At 52.0% G+C, this 15,483-nt stretch carries 13 protein-coding genes; 5 read left to right on the top strand and 8 right to left on the bottom strand.

Annotated elements, in window-relative coordinates:
* The first annotated feature begins 70 nt into the window (after nt 1-70).
* Nucleotides 71-280 carry a dodecin gene (locus tag SAMA_RS13760; RefSeq protein ID WP_011760734.1) on the top strand — a complete coding sequence of 70 codons (210 nt, stop codon included), beginning with the start codon at nt 71-73 and terminating at the stop codon, nt 278-280.
* Here SAMA_RS13760 and queG read toward each other — a convergent pair.
* Nucleotides 277-1,434 carry a tRNA epoxyqueuosine(34) reductase QueG gene (queG, locus tag SAMA_RS13755; RefSeq protein ID WP_011760733.1) on the bottom strand — a complete coding sequence of 386 codons (1,158 nt, stop codon included), beginning with the start codon at nt 1,432-1,434 and terminating at the stop codon, nt 277-279. The genes SAMA_RS13760 and queG overlap by 4 nt on opposite strands.
* Before the next feature lie 156 nt (nt 1,435-1,590).
* Between queG and SAMA_RS13750 the strand changes: the two genes are divergently transcribed.
* A complete protein-coding gene (locus SAMA_RS13750; protein WP_083766419.1) occupies nt 1,591-2,382 on the top strand; it encodes a substrate-binding periplasmic protein in 792 nt (263 codons plus the stop codon).
* Here the strand turns inward: SAMA_RS13750 and SAMA_RS13745 are convergent.
* A complete protein-coding gene (locus SAMA_RS13745) occupies nt 2,379-4,259 on the bottom strand; it encodes a tetratricopeptide repeat-containing diguanylate cyclase (protein WP_011760731.1) in 1,881 nt (626 codons plus the stop codon). The genes SAMA_RS13750 and SAMA_RS13745 overlap by 4 nt on opposite strands.
* Nucleotides 4,260-4,498: 239 nt before the next feature.
* Between SAMA_RS13745 and SAMA_RS13740 the strand changes: the two genes are divergently transcribed.
* A complete protein-coding gene (locus SAMA_RS13740) occupies nt 4,499-4,933 on the top strand; it encodes a DUF3069 domain-containing protein (RefSeq protein WP_011760730.1) in 435 nt (144 codons plus the stop codon).
* Nucleotides 4,934-4,998: 65 nt separating this feature from the next.
* On the opposite strand, the gene SAMA_RS13735 is transcribed toward SAMA_RS13740, so the two are convergent.
* The 3 genes from SAMA_RS13735 to SAMA_RS13725 form a co-directional block, all read right to left on the bottom strand.
* Nucleotides 4,999-6,687, bottom strand: coding sequence for an NAD-dependent malic enzyme (locus tag SAMA_RS13735; RefSeq protein ID WP_011760729.1), 1,689 nt, complete (start codon nt 6,685-6,687; stop codon nt 4,999-5,001).
* A gap of 303 nt (nt 6,688-6,990) precedes the next feature.
* Entirely contained in the window at nt 6,991-7,458 is a 468-nt protein-coding gene (locus SAMA_RS13730; protein ID WP_011760728.1) for a YehS family protein, read from the bottom strand.
* Nucleotides 7,459-7,495: 37 nt separating this feature from the next.
* Nucleotides 7,496-8,545 carry a serine hydrolase domain-containing protein gene (locus tag SAMA_RS13725; RefSeq protein WP_011760727.1) on the bottom strand — a complete coding sequence of 350 codons (1,050 nt, stop codon included), beginning with the start codon at nt 8,543-8,545 and terminating at the stop codon, nt 7,496-7,498.
* A 186-nt stretch (nt 8,546-8,731) separates the two neighbouring features.
* On the opposite strand from SAMA_RS13725, the gene SAMA_RS13720 reads away from it, so the two are divergent.
* Nucleotides 8,732-11,281 (top strand): TonB-dependent receptor plug domain-containing protein, encoded by a 2,550-nt coding sequence (locus tag SAMA_RS13720; protein ID WP_011760726.1) that lies wholly within the window; start codon nt 8,732-8,734, stop codon nt 11,279-11,281.
* Between the two features lie 120 nt (nt 11,282-11,401).
* Here SAMA_RS13720 and SAMA_RS13715 read toward each other — a convergent pair whose 3' ends face one another.
* From SAMA_RS13715 to SAMA_RS13705, 3 genes are all read right to left on the bottom strand, one after another.
* Nucleotides 11,402-11,905: a DUF4447 family protein gene (locus SAMA_RS13715; RefSeq protein ID WP_011760725.1), complete on the bottom strand. Its 504-nt coding sequence runs from the start codon at nt 11,903-11,905 to the stop codon at nt 11,402-11,404.
* A gap of 14 nt (nt 11,906-11,919) precedes the next feature.
* A complete protein-coding gene (locus SAMA_RS13710; protein ID WP_011760724.1) occupies nt 11,920-12,321 on the bottom strand; it encodes an SMI1/KNR4 family protein in 402 nt (133 codons plus the stop codon).
* A 126-nt stretch (nt 12,322-12,447) separates the two neighbouring features.
* The gene (locus SAMA_RS13705) at nt 12,448-14,535 is read right to left on the bottom strand and encodes a M13 family metallopeptidase (RefSeq protein WP_011760723.1); all 2,088 of its coding nucleotides are present in this window, start codon (nt 14,533-14,535) and stop codon (nt 12,448-12,450) included.
* A 228-nt stretch (nt 14,536-14,763) separates the two neighbouring features.
* Here SAMA_RS13705 and rsuA point away from each other — a divergent pair, with 228 nt between their 5' ends.
* Entirely contained in the window at nt 14,764-15,456 is a 693-nt protein-coding gene (rsuA, locus tag SAMA_RS13700; RefSeq protein ID WP_011760722.1) for a 16S rRNA pseudouridine(516) synthase RsuA, read from the top strand.
* The last annotated feature ends 27 nt before the right edge of the window (nt 15,457-15,483 follow it).

Genomic DNA, 15,483 nt, shown 5'->3' with positions numbered 1-15,483 from the left:
AGAGACTATACTGAGGTAACAGTATCGGGGTGGCTGTCTAAGGCTGCATCCCGTCTTAAGGAGGCTTGCCATGAATCATGTCTACAAGATAATTGAAGTCACAGGTTCCTCTACCCTCAGCAGCGATGATGCCATTCGTAATGCGGTGGCTGCGGCGGCGCAGTCACTGCATCATTTGCGTTGGTTTGAAGTGGTTGAAACCCGCGGTCACCTCGAAGCGGGCGTGATAGCCCACTGGCAGGTGACAGTGAAAATCGGTTTTACCCTGGATACACCTTAGGCGTCTCTGGGCATACCTTTTTCGATGGCGCGTACCAGTCGCGCCGTCTTGCGGCTGTCTTTTGAAAGGACGCTTTGCTGACGCTTGATGGCCCAGTGGATGTGCTCTGCCACCATTTCATCCACTTCTTTATCTCTGAGCCTGGCGTTCAGAGCGCTTAGGATATCACCGCTTGCGGGGGCATTGCCCAGCGCCACGGCAATGTTTCTCAGCCACCTTTTATGGCCAATACGGCGGATGGCGCTGCCTTCTGTCTGTCGCAAAAAGGTGGCTTCATCCCAGGCAAACAGGCTAAGCAATGCTGGTAACTTGAGTGGCTGCCGGGTTTGAAAGTCCGCTTCATTGGAGAGCGGTGAGCCACTGTTGACAGGGCAGGCAAGTTGGCAGTCATCACAGCCGTAGATGCGATTACCCATCAAAGGGCGGAATTCTTCTGGAATGGCGCCCTGCAGCTCAATAGTGAGATAAGAGATGCATCGCCGGCCATCCACCACATAGGGCGCGACTATGGCGTCGGTTGGGCAACTTTTGATGCAGGCGACACAGGTGTTGCAATCTTCGGCGATGGGAATATCGATGGGCAGTGGCAGGTTCACCAGCAGCTCGCCCAAAAAGAACCAGCTGCCCGCCTGATGATTGAGAATCAGCGAGTGCTTACCGGTCCAGCCAAGGCCCGCTTTTTCAGCCAGAGGTCGCTCAAGGATAGGAGCCGAGTCGACAAAGGGGCGAAAGTTTGCCGGTGCATAGCCCCGTTCAATGAGCCAGGAGTCGATTTGCTCGCCAAGTTTTTTCAGTCGGTTGCGTATCAGCTTGTGATAATCACGGCCACCGGCGTAACGGGAAATATAACCCAGGTTAGGGTCGCGCAGGTTAGTGGCAAAGCCTGCGTTCTCGGGCAGGTAATCCATGCGCGCGGCAATCACTCTGATGGTGCCGGGGTGCAGTTCCTGCGGACGGGCACGCATCAGCCCATGGGATTCCATGTAGGCCATCTCACCGTGGTAGCCCTGGGTGAGCCACTCGAGGAGTCTGGGCTCCTGTGCCGATAAGTCGGTATCTGTTATCCCAAGTTCAGCAAAGCCAAGCGCTTTGCCCCAGGCTTTGATTTGCCGGGCAAGGTCATTGAGTTGGGCATGGGATGGAGTCGAAGTCATTCGCGTAAACCGCTGGTCAATCTCGGGCGGATAGTAGCAGTTTTTGCTCTCAGCGTCAGGCAAAGCTTTGCTGGTCTGTGGGCATTTTGGCCGCTATGCTGGAATTAAACAGAATGGTGTTAAGGATAAGGGATGCATCGATTGGGCTATAAATGCATGTGGCTGCTTGCTTCCCTGCTGTGTGTTTCATTGGCCGCAGAAGGGGAAGTGACAGAGCCCTCTGCACCGAGCCGGTTGCGACTGCTGACCGAGCCCTTGCCTCCGTTAAGTTATCTTGAAGGCGATAAAGCCACGGGTTATGCAGTGGAGTTGGTGGAGCAGTTAAAGTCCCGTGTAGGCGAAGATGCAAGCATAGAAGTCCTGCCCTGGGCCAGAGCCTATAGTGTTGCCTCCCAGCTTCCCAACGTCTTGCTTTTTTCCACCGCAGTTAGAGATTCGAGACGTAGCCAGTTTGATTTTGTCGGTCCCATCGCCACAGCGAGAATTATGGTTTACAAGTTGGCGACAGATACCGAAATACCCGCCAGTCTGGATGCGGTGTCACAGCTTGGCAGTTTGGGGGTATATCGGGGATCGCCTTCGCAGCGCATCCTCAATACACACGGGGTAAAAAACGTCGAGGTATCCAGCTATCCGCTGCAGTCGCTGAGGCAGTTGCTGGCAGGACGGGTGCGCTATTGGTGTCAGGCTGATTTGGCTGTCAGTATGCTACTGAGCCAGGCAGGTACTAATGAGCTTGCCATTAGCCCGCTATTTGAATTGGAGCGGGTCGAGCTTTATCTCGCGTTTTCACGGGGCACGCCTGCCGCGACAGTACAGAAATGGCATCAGGCGCTCAGTGACTTTCAGGAAGAAGGGGATTTTGTGAGGCTGTACGAGAAGTGGTTTAACATGTCCGCGGAAAATACGTCCAGCCACATTCTCTGGCATTTGAAGCCAGAAGATTAATCGTCTTTTTCCACCCGGTTACGACCATTGTGTTTGGCACGATAAAGCGCGTGATCTGCCCGGTTCAGGAAGCTGGAAAAGTTTTTATCTCTGCTGCTATCCAGGGTGGCGACCCCCGCGCTGATGCTCATGCCAAGGCCAGGGGCGACCTCTGACAAATCCGTCGTTTCTATGGTTAACCGCAGGCGCTCAGCAATTTCAACCGCCTGTTCCAAAGTGGTGTGTGGCAGTAACGCCAGAAACTCTTCACCGCCAATGCGGCCAACCAAATCGCCTCTACGCATTTGCCCAGCGCTACTTTGAGCCATGGCAATCAAGACTTTATCACCAACATCATGACCGAAGTGGTCATTGATTTTTTTGAAATGGTCGGCATCAAACAAGATGACAGACAACGGACTGCCAGGTCTTGCGCTTCGGAACATGATCTCGCCTTCATGGTAGGTGTGCCGACGATTGGCAAGTTGTGTCAGGTGATCGGTGAGGGCGAGCCGTTCCATCAGTTTAGAGCGCTGTGCCTGCTTGTAAGCAAAAATAGACACAATGCTGAGGATGATGATGCCCATAACGATAATGACGAATTGCAGAAATTTATTTTCCTGCAGTATGGCCATTTCTTTTTCCCGCAAGCGTTGATAAGCAACCAGCTGGCGGTTTTCATTTTCAATTCTGTCGGTATCGAATCGGGTTCGCATCTCTGTGGTGCGTTGTGACTGCAACTGGTTGTCCAGTTGAGTATGGAGTGCGTTTTGTATCTCAAGGGTATAAAAGGCGTTGGCCCAATCTTCCAATGCCGCGTAGACCTGGCTTTTGGTGGCATAGAGCTCGGCTAATCCACGGCTGTTTTGCGCATTGCGAAAGCTTTCTTCGCCAACTTCCAGCAGCGGCAGCGCATCCAGCGGTTTACCCTCTGCGAGCAGTATTTGCGCCATAAACAGATGCTCGAATGCGTAAACCCCTACGTGCTCGGGTTTTAATTCGGGAAAGGCCAGTTCCAACTCAGCCTTTGCCTCTTTAAGTCTGCCGAGTTTTATGAGGGTGCCACTCATATTTACCCGGGTGGCGGCCACACTGATCTCGTCTTTTTGCGCCAGCCAGCCAGCCAATACATCTTTGTAGTAGACGAGCGCTTTCTCGAAATCCTCCAGCGTTTCATACGCCATGGCCATTTCGGCCTTGACGCCTACCATGGCAAACGTGTCTTTGGCTTCAGTGTACTTTTGCAAGAGGTCTTCGTAATACCGAATAGCCGTGTCCGGGTCGCCGAAACGGCGATAACTGGTGGCAAGCTCAAGGAGATTGTATCTGGCCCAGTAGGTTAAATTGAGGCTCTCATAAAGATGTTGGGACGTAATCAGGTCTTCCAGCGCATCGGCAAAGTTGCCCTGATAGGAAAGCAGGGCTCCCCTGAGACTGCGGCTATCTGCAATCAGACGGGGCTCTTCCGATTGATAGGCAAGAGAAACCGAGCGATTGTAATCACTCATGGCGTCGGCCATAACGCCTTTCTGCTGTAATAACCAGCCCCGGCAGAGCATCAAATCGGCTTGAGTTGGGATATCCGCCTGAACCATCGGCAGTGCCAGTTGTTCGTTGGCATAAGTCAGCCCATGCTCCAGGGCATTCTCCTGAGTCAGGTCAGTTGACCAACAGAGCGTTCGTTTAAGGCGCAGTGTGCGAGGAATATCGTCGGCAACAATATTTTGTTTCAGCAGTTCAACCTGCTCGGGAATGGAATCAAACTGAGATGGATCGCTTTCCAGTTGGCTGAACAGCCTGTCTATCTCGTCCAGCGTCAAATCACCGGCATGCGCGGGCAGCCAGAGGATAAGTAAAAAAATGGCCCAAAGAATGGACTTTGGAAAATCAAATTTCATCTAAATCTGTTGCCGATTTGTTACTTTTTGTTATGTGCAAATCATAACCGTATGTCGTGGAGTTTCCCAGTTTTTCTTATTGTGCAGCGTGAAAACCAGCATAAAATCCAGAGCCTGCCACGCACTTTTGCAATTGCTTTGCAGAATGTGTATAAGACGCCAAATTGATAAATTCAGCACTGTACAGCACATCCTTTGGGGTGGTCTTACGGAAGCTTCATAGAAATTTCAGGTGTATCATGAGCGAGATTGACGCAAATTACCGTGCATTGGCTCAACAAGTTGCCGACAAGGTTGCTGGTCGTGTTATCGCACTCGACAGGCTCCCCGAGTCGCTGCTTACTGCCTATCGCAGCCTGTGCGACGAACTCTTGGCTGACAGAGACGGACGATTTACCCGTGCCTGGGACCAGCTGCCGGACAGTGCATCCTCATTATTTGAACGTTGTGTCTTCCACGGGTTTTATTTGGCCAATGCGTGGATCCAACTCAGCATCGTTGCCAGGGATATTTCTGAGCTTCAGGACACAGACGAAGCCATCGCAGAACAGGAATACAGTGGGCTCTATGTGCGGGTTGCTGAAGCAGCGCTGAAGGAAAGCGTGAAAAAGCTGAAAAAAGCCCGCACTGACAGAAGCATGTACAACAGCATGCGCGAGGTGATGGGCATTTGATGCGATGGCTTTATGAGCCATGAAGCTTACCCCATAAAAAAGCCCGGCTATGCCGGGCTTTTTTGTTAGAACGAGGTCCGTTTGTAACGGCGGTACTCGGGATACCAGAAGTTGGCCTCGATGGACTGCATCAGCAGCTCATCAGTGGTATCCAGCGCATGTCCCTGTTCAATGGCCACCTTGGCAACGGCAAAGGCGATGTGTTTGCTTACATCGTGAATTTCTTCCAGCGGTGGCAGCAGAGGTCCTGAGCCGTCTTTTGCCAATGGAGAACACTCCGCAAGCGCGCGGCTGGAGGCCATGAGCATCTCGTTTGATACCCGGTTGGCTCCGCACGCCAGCACCCCAAGACCAATGCCGGGGAAGATGTAGCTGTTGTTGCACTGGGCGATATCGTAAGTCACGTCGTCCACTACCACGGGCTCGAACGGGCTACCGGTTGCTACCAACGCCTGACCGCTGGTCCAGTGGAGTATATCTTTCGGTGTCGCCTCAACCCTGCTGGTGGGGTTGGACAGCGGGAATACGATTGGACGGGCGCAGTGGCTGTGCATGGCGCGGATGATCTCTTCAGTAAAGAGGCCAGGGGCGCCTGACACGCCGATAAGTACCGTCGGCTTGGCATTGTTCACGACGTTCAGCAGTGAGACATTGTCGCTGAAGTCATCCCAGTGGTTAATGTTATCAATTTTCTGTGCCAGTTTTTGCTGGAATGGCAGCAGGTTAGGCATGTTGTCCAGCAGCAGACCCCAGCGGTCAACCATAAACACCTGGCTGCGGGCCTGATCATCGCTGATGCCTTCAGATACCATTTGCGCCACAATTGCTTCAGCAATACCGCAACCGGCGCTGCCTGCACCCAGGAAGGTGATGCGCTGATCACTGAGCTTGGTTCCAGCGGCCTGGCAGGCGGCCAATAAGGAGCCAACGGTCACCGCAGCCGTACCTTGAATATCGTCGTTAAAACAGCAGTATCTGTCCTTGTAGCGCTCCAGAATTGGCATGGCATTCTTCTGGGCAAAGTCTTCAAACTGAATCAGCACATCAGGCCAGCGGCGGTGTACGGCTTCCATAAAGGCTTCAATAAACTCGCTGTACTCTTCGCCACCAATGCGGGGATGGCGCCAGCCCATGTACATGGGGTCTTCGAGCAGGTGCGGATTGTCAGTGCCCACATCCAGGGTGATAGGCAGGGTATAGGCCGGGCTGATACCACCGCAGCTGGTGTACAGTGACAGCTTTCCAATTGGGATGCCCATGCCGCCAATCCCCTGATCGCCCAGACCCAGAATCCGCTCGCCGTCCGTCACAACGATGATTTTCACCTTGTGGCGGGTGGAGTTATTGAGGATGTCGTCAATCCTGTCCTTGTTGGGATAGGAGATAAACAGTCCGCGGTTGCGGCGATAGTTTTTGGAGAACCGCTCACAGGCCAGGCCCACCGTGGGGGTGTAGATGATGGGCATCATCTCGGCAATGTTGTTTTGCACCAGGCGGTAAAACAGGGTTTCGTTGGTGTCCTGAATGTTGCGCAGGTAGATGTGCTTATCCAAATCATTGTTGAAACTGCGGAACTGATCGTAGGCCCTTGATGCCTGCTCTTCGATGGTTTCAATCGCGTAAGGTAACAGGCCTTCAAGGTTGAAGAATATCCGCTCTTCTTCGGTAAAGGCGCTGCCTTTGTTAATGAGCGGTGCTTCAAGAATGGCTGGACCGGCGAACGGCAAATAGAGCGGGCGTTTGTTATCGTCCATGGGCTACCTTTTGTATGCTTTTTGGGTGTGTGCTTTCTGGGCATGAAATGTGCTGTCAATAGCAAGAAGATTATCACGAAATGTGATCTTTGTAGCTTTGAGTGCAGGGGAATTTTCGCATTTTTTCATGAATGCATGTTTTAAACGCCGGTGTGAATGTGTTGAAAAAGTTAAATTAATTCACTTTGGGGCTTGTGAATGCTTGCCCGCTGTTTAACTCAAACAAAAAAGCCATCGATTGACGATGGCTTTTTGGCCTCTGACGCTGCGTTTTTTGGGCATCACAGCATGCTATCTGACAGATCAGCGACCGCGGAGGCTGATGGACAGGCCCTTCAAAAAGTTGCGCAACAACTGATTGCCACAGGGACGATAATGGCGGTGGTCCGGGTTTCTGAAAATGGCGCCCAGTTCCGACTTGGAGAGAGCGAATCCGGCCTTGGTTAGCATGGCCAGGATGTCATCTTCCTTCAGCTCCAGTGCAATGCGGATCTTTTTGAATACCAGATTATTATCCAGTGGCATCGGCGCAGGCACACCGTCACCTGGTCTCAGTCCGCGGCGCTCAATAACCAAACCATCCAGGAACTGGCAGAGTTCCTTGTCGGTGCAGGGACGAAAACCGGGTTCATCTTCCTTTTTCAGCATGGCGAGCAGGGCATCTTCGGTTATCGGTTGATGGACCAGGGCGAAGAGAGCGACAACCTTGCTGTCACTCAGATTCAGGGCAAAGCGCAGGCGGCGCAGAATATCGTTGTTTGTCATGGGCATCCATTGAAAGGCTATTGCCGGGCTGGGGCAATTATACCTAAGGGGTCTGCTGTGGGCTAATGCTGTCTGCGTTTGCATGCAGTGAGAAGCTGGCATAACGGCGCATCAGGGCGCGAAGCTCATCCTGGAAGGCAAAGACCGCCTCGGGATTGCTGAGGTCACCTGAGACATTCTGCAGCAACACCAGCTGCAACTGCGTTTCGGGGTAGTAGAGCATCAAACTCATAAAGCCAGGAATGTAGCCGCTATGGCTGTACTCCTGCGGCGACTGTGCGATTTGGAGCCCAAGACCATATTCAAGCGTTCCCCAGCGATGTTGTCGTAAAGCCACGGGAGTAATCATGTTCTGATAGGCGCTATCCGCCAGCAATTGGCCAGTGTGAAGCTTTTGCTGAAAATCGGCAACGCCCCTGGCTGAGCCTATCAGGGTACCAGACGCGGCGCTGGCGGTCGTTATAGTTGATTCAACGGCTTCACGTTGGTTGGCTTGCTCATCAAAGCCCTGAACCAGGCGAGGATAAGTTTGCCGGAGAGTCTTGGTCTCGCCCGCAGCGGCTTGAATATCCAATCCGTTGCTTTGAAGGAACTGATTCAAGTCAGACATCCAAGCTGCACTGTCGCCGGGATTAAGGTTATTTGCCAAAAATTGATAGTTGCCGTTGCTGTATTCGAATTGTCCGGGTCCATTTGATGTCATGCCGGTAAACGGTCTGTTGATGCCCGAGGTGTGGCTGAGCAACATAGCCGGGGTAAGGCTTTGTTCCGCGGGGTAGAAGTTGGGCTTTAGCGATGTGGCCAGCGGTGAAAACAGGGCCGCATGATGCCGGCTCAGATAAAAGCTGCTGAACACAGGCTTGGAAATAGAGCCCAATATGAACAGGCTATCTTTCGTGATGCCTTCGCCCGCCGTTTTAACAAACAACTGTTTATCCTGATGTTGAACCCAGATGACGCCTTGAAAATTGGGTGAAATCTGTGCATTCAGTGCGCTCTTGAGCTCCGTCAGTTTCGTTGCTTGTGCGGCAGAAAAAAACAACAGACATGAAAGTGAAAAAATTAATTTAAACAATCCCTTGTTAGTATTCATTGCGAATTAATTCCTCAATTGTTGCGTCCAGAAAGGTGCTGGCAGCGCAATAAGTTGTTATTAATGTGTTTCTGTGTGGTTGACATAATTAACAAATTGGATAGCTTGGTGGATGATCTCACTATCGGTGGCAGTCTGCTGTCGCTATCGAAAAATAACAACTATCCAAATTGCTGGGGAATGATTATGAAAGCTCAAAAATGGATTCTGAGCAGTTGTGCGTTAGCCGTTGCCTTGGCGCTGCCTTCTGTTGCTGTCGCCGCAGAAGATGGTGCAAAAGTTGAGCGTCTGGAAGTCACAGGCTCTCGCATCAAGCGAACTGACATAGAAGGCCCATCACCCATCCAATCCATTGGCAAAGACGACATTGCCAATATGGGTTTTGATAACCTGCAACAATTACTCGAGAAAATGCCTGCCAACGGCGCCGGTGCTTTTTCTACCCGGGGTAACAGTCAGGATTCTACCGCTAACGGCTCTGCCTCTATCAGCCTCAGGGGCCTTGGTCCGGATGCGACCCTGGTACTCATTAACGGTCGCCGCGTAGCCATCAGCTCATTTGCCGAAGGCGTGAGCAACTCCTTCGTTGACATTAACAACATCCCGGTTTCGGCCATTGAGCGCATCGATATTCTGAAAGACGGCGCCTCTGCAATTTACGGCTCCGACGCCATTGCCGGTGTAGTGAACATTGTTCTGAAGAAGGATATCGAAGGCATCGAAGTCAACCTCGGTTATGGTGGCGCTACAGGCCCCCATTATGACGAAAAAACGGCGAACCTGGTTTGGGGTACCAAGGGTGATAAAGGCACTGCCTCTATCATTCTCGACTACTTTAAGAACTCTACCCTCAGCGCCGATGAAATGGGCCGTTTCGGTACCGCGAACCAAGAGCCCTATGGCGGCGATGACAACCGTTCCTCCCGTGGTTACCCTGGTTATTTCTATGTCGATGGCGTGAAAACTCCGGACCCCGATTGTCCTGCCGATCGCCTCACGGGTAGTGGCAGTTGTTTGTTCGACTACGGTCCTTATAACCTCACCATCCCTGCCGCTGAGCGTGTAGGTGCCATAGGTCAATTCGAGTATTTCTTCGATAATGATGTGACTGCTTTTCTGGAATTCGCTGTGCAGCACAACACTTCCGAAGCCGGCGGTGCGGCAACTCCACTCGATGAATCCGCAGGCTTGACTGTGCCTGGTACCCACCCCGATAACCCATGGGGTAAAGACATTCTGATTGGTCGTTATCGTCCGGTGGACGCTGGTGCACGCCGTTGGGATATTGAATCGGACTCGATGAGACTGGTTGCTGGCTTGCGTGGCACCCTGAATGAGTGGGATTGGGAAGTTGCTGCACAAAAGGGACGTCAGGAACAGACTCAGACCGGTGACCGTAGTCAAGGTTGGGTTCGTGTGGATTACTTGCAGCGTGAGATTGATGCTGGCCGTTACAATCCATTTGGAGCTGCCGTCAACTCACCCGACGTTATCGATGCTATCACCACCAGTCTGGTGCGTCAGGGCGTCTCCCACATGACGGCTTACAATGCCAGCATTACCGGTCAGGCGTTCACCCTGGCCGAACGTGATGTGATGATGGCTGCGGGCGTTGAATATCGTGAAGAAGACGTAAGCGACGTGCCCGATGAGCAGTTCCAGCGTGGGCTGATTTTCGGTACCGAGGCTGTTTCTGCAAACGCCGAGCGTGACCAATGGGCTGCCTACGTCGAGTTCTCTATTCCGGTTACTGATAACTTTGAACTGCAGCTGGCAGGTCGGTACGACAATTACAGCGATTTTGGCACCACCACCAATCCAAAGGTGGCTTTCCAATGGGGTATCACTGACGAAATCACCGCCCGTGGTTCCTGGGCTACCGGCTTCCGCGCACCATCCCTGGCACAGATTGGCCTGGGCCCTTCACAGGAAAGTTTGTTCCTGGATGATTACTACTTCTGCCAGGCAAATGGTTTAGATGCATCCGAGTGTGAGAATTTGGACCAAAACTTCCTGTTCTCAGGGAACAAAGAGCTGGAGGCTGAAGAGTCTGAAAGTTGGAACGTGGGTATGATTTACGCCCCGAATCAGTCATTTGATCTGAGCTTGGACTGGTACAACATCACGCAGGACAATAAGATCGACAAGCTTGAGCCTCAAGATGTGTATGACGCCAATTGCGGCTCTCAGAACAGTCCTATTTGTCAGCGATTGGCTCCGGTTGGCGCTGACTCGTTGGGAACGATTGACAAGATCTTGTCCAGCTTTGTGAATATCAGCTCTCAGGAAGTGCAAGGTATCGACGTGTCCAGTCACTATACTTTGGCTACCGATGGTTATGGTGACGTAAAGTTTGGGCTGGAATACAGCTATCTGATGGACTTTGAGAAAGGTGATAAAGACTGGACCGGAAAGTATCGTTTCCCAGAGCACCGTTGGTTAGGTACTACTAATTGGACCAAAGATGATTTGTCAGTCAACCTCAACCTTAGCTACATAGGTGAATTTGCTGACTATAATGAAACCCGCAACGTAGACGCCCAGCTGTTGGTGGATATGTCAGCGTCCTATCGCTTCAGTGAAACTTTGAAGTGGACTATTGGTATGAATAACGTGCTGGATGAAGAGCCTCCATTTGCCATTGGTGATGGCGATGGCGATCTCTATGGCTACGTGATGGCGACTCATAACCCAATGGGACGTTATGCCTACATCAAGCTGAATATCAACTTCTGATAGCTTGAAGCAGATGAACAAAAACGGCATCCACAGGATGCCGTTTTTTTATGGCTCATCATATTTGGCTCATAGTCCCAAATGCCTATTGGTTTTGGCAGATGAGTTGATTGAAGCGTGTTATTTCAGCTGGGCAGCAGCCCATTTGGCGCGGCTTTCGCGGCTTTCTCCCAGGCCATTTTGCTCCCGGAAGGCCTTGTAGCTCTCCACATCCAAAGGTACCAGAGTCACTTCCACTTCCAGTACCAGCTGGCATTCCTTTTTGATTCGCCAAGCCGACGTGTTGTAAAGCTCCGTCAGTGGCAAAGAGCTTAAAAACTCGGGGTTGTACTGGGCGTAAACCGCTTGAGTGGGGTAAACCACAAAGGCTAAACGGCGTTTTGGCTCTTTTTTGAACATGGCTTCAATACCGTCTGTGGTATTGAGCAGCTGCATCTCAATGACTTCGTCGATATCGAGCAATTTTTTTTGTGCCAGGCCTGGCGCTTCAGCGGCGCCCGCCTCCCACGCGATGACGTCGTCTTCGCTGTGGCCTGTGACAGTGCCAACCTGTGCAGGATTGAGGCCCAGTGACAGCCTCAGATACTGCATTTCGATGCCGTTGAGGCCAATCTCTTTTGCCATGTTTGTTTCCGTAATTAACTGTTTATCCAGACGTCTTCAGCCCATTCCCAGAAGGAATCCCACTGGTCTTCGGTGAAGTCGCCAAAGGCCCAGTAGTGTACCTGACCTTCCTGATCGATACAGTAAAAGTTATCGCCATTCTGACAGATGGGGATCATCTCCCGTGGCAGCCCGATTGACCAGGCATAGGCTGCGACTTCTGACAAATATGTATGACTATGGGGGTCGGCCACTGTCACGGGCTCCAGGCTGCCAACAATCACATCGCTTGCATTAAGCAGATATTCTTTCAAATCAGCCGGTAAGGGGATGAGAATTGCTTCTTCAACGTCCAGCAGTTGGTCAAATGAAGGCAGTTCCAGTGGGACTGGAACCTGTTCGCTCATTTCTTGTAGTTGTTCGATGAGTTCATGCATTTTATGTGCTCCTTGGCGTACCCGAGCGAGTATAACCATGGGATAGCACAAAAAAAAGGGCACCCGAAGGTACCCTTGATTTATCGCATTATTTCTAAAATTTTGATGGCTGTCCCGCGATGGAACTTACCAGATTTTCACACGCTTTTCGGGAGCCAGATACATGGCATCACCTTCCTTCACGCCATAAGTGCTGTAGAACTCAGGCATGTTGGACAGAGCACCCAGCGCGCGGAACTTGGCAGGTGAGTGAGGGTCGGTGGCCACGCGGTTACGCAGTGCCTCTTCCTTCATCTTGGCGCGCCAGATTTGGGCGAAGCCGATAAAGAAACGCTCATCACCGGTCAGGCCGTCAATCACAGGTGCTTCCTTACCGTGCAAAGACATCTTGTAAGCCTTGTAAGCAATGGTTACACCGGACAGGTCACCGATATTTTCACCCAGAGTCAGCTCACCGTTTACATGCAGGTCATCAAACACCTGATAGCCGTTATACTGCTCAATCAACGCTTTACCGCGGGCGCTGAATTCTTTCAAATCCTGCTCTGTCCACCAGTCGCGCAGGTTACCTTCGCCATCAAACTTGGCGCCCTGGTCATCAAAACCATGGCCCATTTCGTGGCCAATCACGGCGCCGATACCACCATAGTTCACGGCATCGTCAGCTTCCATGTTGAAGAACGGAGGCTGAAGAATCGCCGCAGGGAACACAATTTCATTCATGGTTGGGTTGTAGTAGGCGTTCACGGTTTGTGGGGTCATGTGCCACTCGTCGCGATCGATAGGAGCGCCCAGCTTGGCCAAATCTTTCTCATGCTGCAAGGCGGCGGCACGTTTGGCGTTGCCCACCAGATCGTCGGCCTTGATGGTCAGCTTGCTGTAGTCTTCCCACTTATTGGGGTAACCAATTTTGGGATTGAACTTGGCCAGTTTGTCCTTGGCGGCTACCTTGGTGTCAGGGCTCATCCAGCTCAGTTCATCGATGCTCTTACCATAGGCGCCACGCAGGTTTTCTACCAGGTCCTGCATGCGGGCCTTGGCTTCTGGAGTAAAGTGATGCTTCACGTAGACTTTACCCACAACTTCACCCAGCATGCCGTTCACACTGGCAACGGCGCGTTTCCAGCGTGGCTGTTGTTCAGCCTGGCCGTTCAGGGTCTTGGAGAAAAACTCGAAGTTTTCCTGATCCAAAGCCTCGGTCAGCTGACCGGCGGCGTGGGTCAGTGTTTGCCACTGCAGGTAGGTTTTCCAGGTCGCCAGATCTTCTGTTTTCACCAGCGCATTCAGGCCTTCGATAAAGCTTGGCTGGTTGATGATGATATCGCCCTGCTTGTCTGCACCCAGTGTGGTGAGGTACAGCTGCCAATTGATGTCCGGTGCCAGAGTCGCCAGCTCGCTTACCTGGAACTTGTTGTAAGTCTTGGTGCTGTCGCGAACGTCAACCACATTCCAGTGGGCATTGGCGATGGCAGTTTCCAGCTTGAGCACGGTTTCAGCGGCTTCTTTACCGCCGCTCAGGCCCGCCAGTTCATACATCTTTTCGATGTGAGCCTTGAAGGCTTCGCGAATGTTGACGAAACGTTCTTCTTCGTTGAAGTAGTAGTCTTTTTCAGGCAGGCTCAGGCCGTATTGCCACAGGTGAGTGGCGTAACGGCTGGAGTCCTTGGCATCCACATCGATGTAGAAGGCCATAGGGGTGCCACCGCCGATGATTTGGCTGTGGGCAAAAAATTTCACCAGGTCATCTTTGGTCTGGATGGCGGCAATGGCATCCAGTTCTGGTTGAATTGGCGTAATACCGAGTTTATTGAGGGTTTCAACGTCCATGAAGGCGCGATACTGGTCGGCCACTTTCTGCTCGTCTGTGCCTTCTTTCAGGTTTGGCGTCGCAGCAACCTCATCGATGATGGCTTTTACGTCATCACGGGATTTTTCACGCAGATCATAAAAGGCGCCAGTACTGGTGCGGTCACCGGGGATTTCGGTGTTTTTGTACCAGGTGCCATTTACATAGTCGAAGAAGTCATCCTGTGGGCGGACACTCTTGTCGAAGTTGGCAAACTCAATACCTGAGCCCAGCGCCTTTGCAACGGCTTCAGCGGCTGCGGTTTTGGCGACTTCCGGTGCCTTGGTTTCGGCAGCTTTTTCCTGATTACAGGCTGTCAAACCCATGATGAGCGAGGCACACAATCCCCCGATGAGTACTTTTCTCATTATTTTTCCTTGGTTGTTTCGCCTCCGGTGAATACAAAAGGGTATTTTATCCGGTAAACAGGCGGTTACTGTGCTTGTGGTCGTGCGTTATGTTAAAGCTTTTGGCTGAATGTAAACAAGCGAAAGGCGGGATAACTTTTGCACGGGTTGTAAGCAAATCTGTCAGCATTGCCTTTTGTAGTCTGCCGGGCATAATGACGGCGCATTGACAGGGTAGGACCGAATATTGTGAGACTGGATAAATACCTCGCCGAAACCACAGCGCTCAGCCGTGGGCTCGCCAAAAAAGCCATCAATAGCGGCGATGTCAGCTGCGATGGCGTTGTTATGAAAGACCCGGCATTCAAGGTGCCACAGGGCGCCCGTGTTTGTTTTCAGGGCGAGGTGCTGGCGCTCGTGGGTGTTCGCTATCTGATGCTGCACAAGCCGGTTGATACTATTTGTTCGACTCAGGATGAGTATTATCCGTCGGTGTTGTCGCTGCTGGACATAGCCCGCCCCGACAAATTACACATTGCTGGGCGCCTCGATGCAGATACTACAGGCTTGGTGCTCATTACGGATGATGGTCTGTGGTCGCACAAGGTGACGTCACCAAAGCGGGACTGTGCCAAACGCTATCGGGTGCAACTGGCAGAGTCTCTCACGGACGATTTGATTGCGCAATTTGCCGAAGGGGTGCAATTAAACGGCGAAGATGGCCTGACCAAACCGGCCAAGCTGGAGCTCCTCAGTGACACAGAGGCGCTGCTCAGCATAACCGAGGGTAAGTATCATCAGGTTAAAAGGATGTTCGCCGCCGTGGGCAACAAAGTGATTGGCCTGCATCGCGAGGCCGTAGGTGCCATCGAGCTTGACCCCCAGCTTGCACCAGGCGAGTGGCGTTATCTGACCGAAGCCGAAATTGCCTCGGTGAAATAAACCTGCATATCAAAAAGGGCCTTCAAT

Origin of the sequence: Shewanella amazonensis SB2B (genome assembly GCF_000015245.1) — a bacterium.
Classification (GTDB): domain Bacteria; phylum Pseudomonadota; class Gammaproteobacteria; order Enterobacterales; family Shewanellaceae; genus Shewanella; species Shewanella amazonensis.
Note: the sequence above shows the minus strand (reverse complement) of the source record. Positions and strands in the feature narration are given on the sequence as shown.

Excerpts from the sequence above, each read along its gene's own strand:
- SAMA_RS13760 (WP_011760734.1), top strand. The coding sequence starts at position 71 with ATGAATCATGTCTACAAGATAATTGAAGTCACAGGTTCCTCTACCCTC.
- queG (WP_011760733.1), bottom strand. The coding sequence starts at position 1,434 with ATGACTTCGACTCCATCCCATGCCCAACTCAATGACCTTGCCCGGCAA.
- SAMA_RS13750 (WP_083766419.1), top strand. The coding sequence starts at position 1,591 with ATGTGGCTGCTTGCTTCCCTGCTGTGTGTTTCATTGGCCGCAGAAGGG.
- SAMA_RS13745 (WP_011760731.1), bottom strand. The coding sequence starts at position 4,259 with ATGAAATTTGATTTTCCAAAGTCCATTCTTTGGGCCATTTTTTTACTT.
- SAMA_RS13740 (WP_011760730.1), top strand. The coding sequence starts at position 4,499 with ATGAGCGAGATTGACGCAAATTACCGTGCATTGGCTCAACAAGTTGCC.
- SAMA_RS13735 (WP_011760729.1), bottom strand. The coding sequence starts at position 6,687 with ATGGACGATAACAAACGCCCGCTCTATTTGCCGTTCGCCGGTCCAGCC.
- SAMA_RS13730 (WP_011760728.1), bottom strand. The coding sequence starts at position 7,458 with ATGCCCATGACAAACAACGATATTCTGCGCCGCCTGCGCTTTGCCCTG.
- SAMA_RS13725 (WP_011760727.1), bottom strand. The coding sequence starts at position 8,545 with ATGAATACTAACAAGGGATTGTTTAAATTAATTTTTTCACTTTCATGT.
- SAMA_RS13720 (WP_011760726.1), top strand. The coding sequence starts at position 8,732 with ATGAAAGCTCAAAAATGGATTCTGAGCAGTTGTGCGTTAGCCGTTGCC.
- SAMA_RS13715 (WP_011760725.1), bottom strand. The coding sequence starts at position 11,905 with ATGGCAAAAGAGATTGGCCTCAACGGCATCGAAATGCAGTATCTGAGG.
- SAMA_RS13710 (WP_011760724.1), bottom strand. The coding sequence starts at position 12,321 with ATGCATGAACTCATCGAACAACTACAAGAAATGAGCGAACAGGTTCCA.
- SAMA_RS13705 (WP_011760723.1), bottom strand. The coding sequence starts at position 14,535 with ATGAGAAAAGTACTCATCGGGGGATTGTGTGCCTCGCTCATCATGGGT.